Raw genomic sequence first — 2,041 nt, forward strand, 5'->3', positions numbered from 1 at the left:
ATGGTCGCCTGGCAAGCGGGCGTCTCTCGGCCTACCGGCTGGAGATTCGGGATCGGAATGGCCGCCTGGGGCGCGTCGTCACCAAGTCGTTCGAGCCCAGGCCGCTACGCGACTCCGACCGGCAGGCGCTGCGCGAGCGCATACGAGGGGTCTACGGGAGCGGACCTCTGTCCGCCGAAAGGGAACAGATGATCCGCACCATGGAGTTCGGAACTCATTTTCCGGCGTTCGCGTCGCTGTTCGGTGGCCCCGACGGAACACTGTGGGTGCAGCAGGCGCTTCAGGTCTCATCATTCGAGCCGCACGAAATAGCGAGTTTCGGTCTCCACGCCATTGCCGCCCGGGAGTACGACATCTTCGACCGCGAAGGGCGCTACCTGGGCACGATGACGCCACCCAGGGGCTTCGATCCGATGATGGCCCAGGGAGAGCATCTCTACGGCGTGCAGCGCGACGATCTCGACGTGCAGTACGTCGTGCGGCTGCGGGTCGTGCGGTGAACTTGCCGCTGGCGACGTTCCGCGCGACGAGGCGTGACGACGCGACTTTGCGGGGATGAAGATGAGGACTCGCGGCTCACTCGCGACCATCCTGGCCGCGGCGGCGATCTTCATGGCAGCGACGGGCTGCGATTCCGCTTCCCCTCCCGTACATACCATCCGCACCGACTCGGCCGGCATCCCCATCGCAACGGCCGTCGAGCCACTGTGGGGGCCCGGTGAGGGTTGGACCGTCGAACCCGAGCCTCTCCTCGAAATCGGCACCGTCACCGGCGCACCCGAATACCAGCTCACCGATGTGGTCGCGGCCGTGCGTCTGAGCAACGGCGACATCGTGGTCGCGGAGCGGGCTGCATCGGAGCTGCGCAGCTACGACGCAGCGGGGAACTTCCTGTGGCGCGCGGGGAGGTCCGGGGAAGGACCAGGCGAATTCAGGAGTCTCGATTTCGTCGGTACCACGGCTGGTGATTCGCTGGTGACGTTCGACGGAGCGTTGCTGCGAGCCCAGGTCTTCGACCCGCAGGGCCGCCTCGCTCGATCCTACCGGGTGGCGATCACCGAGGGCGAGGGCGCCAACAGGGCGGCGGTCGCCGACAAGGCAGTGGGCGTCGTGGACGGTCTGCTCATCGTTCGCCTCGCCGAGTACGGTGACGAGGTGCCCAACGGCGTCGTCCGATGGCCCCTGGAGCGCTTGGCGACGGTTGACCTTGATGACGGCGCCGGGAGGTCGCTGATCGTGCTGCCCGGCAACGAGGCGGTCGCGCGCGTCCGGGAGGACGGAGGGTGGTCCGTGAGCACCTATGTCTTCGCCAGGGGACCGGAGTTCGGTGCCGCGGACGGACGTCTCGCTGTGATCGACACGGAGGCCTGGTCGGTGCGGCTGATCTCACCCCGCGATAGCGCGACTACGGCCGTTTTTCGCCGCGATGTGGCTCCCCGGGAGGCGACCGCCGCTCTCTTCGACCTCCACCTGGACGGCATCGTGCAGATCGCCTTCGCGGATCCGGACCAGGCCGCAACGGAACGGGTCGACGGGTTACGCCGGATGTGGCGGGGATTCCCGCGGGCGCCGCACCTCCCCATTCTCCGTTCCATTCACGTGGACGGGACCGGGCATCTGTGGCTCCAGCCGTACTACGTGGCCGGCGCCGAACCCCCGCCTTACGAGATCCTCGCTCCCGACGGCACCTGGCTCGGTAGCGTTACGCTGCCCCCCGGGCTCCACCGGGCCTTCATCCAGTACCAGGCACCCTATATGGAGATCGGCGACGACTACGTCCTCGGCGTCTGGACCGACGAACTGGACGTTCAGTACGTCCGCATGTACCGGATCAACAAGTAGTCGGGGTCACCCGATCGCGGGGGAGCCCTCCTCTCCCGTCCGGATCCGGTAGCACTCCGCAAGTTCCAGCACGAAGATCACACCGTCGCCGATGTTCCCCGTGCGCGCTCCCTTGATGATCGCCTGCCTGGTCCGTTCCAGGAAATTGTCGTTCACGGCGATCTCGAAGCGCACCTTCTTGCGGAGCCTCACCTCGAAG

3 protein-coding genes are annotated in these 2,041 nt (G+C 66.9%); 2 read left to right on the forward strand and 1 reads right to left on the reverse strand.

Translation table 11 applies throughout. The features are described from left to right. Both OXU32_00585 and OXU32_00590 read left to right on the forward strand, forming a co-directional pair. On the forward strand, positions 1–500 hold a 500-nt coding region (locus tag OXU32_00585), incomplete at its 5' end, for a hypothetical protein (protein MDE0072466.1). Between the two features lie 61 nt (positions 501–561). After that, on the forward strand, positions 562–1,842 hold the full coding sequence (locus OXU32_00590) for a hypothetical protein (protein MDE0072467.1): 1,281 nt from the start codon (positions 562–564) through the stop codon (positions 1,840–1,842). 6 nt (positions 1,843–1,848) lie between these two features. Here the strand turns inward: OXU32_00590 and OXU32_00595 are convergent. Continuing rightward, positions 1,849–2,041: transcriptional regulator (locus OXU32_00595; protein MDE0072468.1), on the reverse strand; the 193-nt coding region annotated here is incomplete at its 5' end.

Source organism: Gammaproteobacteria bacterium (assembly GCA_028819075.1).
Lineage (GTDB): Bacteria > Gemmatimonadota > Gemmatimonadetes > Longimicrobiales > Gaopeijiaceae > BD2-11.

Excerpts from the sequence above, each read along its gene's own strand:
- OXU32_00590 (MDE0072467.1), top strand. The coding sequence starts at position 562 with ATGAGGACTCGCGGCTCACTCGCGACCATCCTGGCCGCGGCGGCGATC.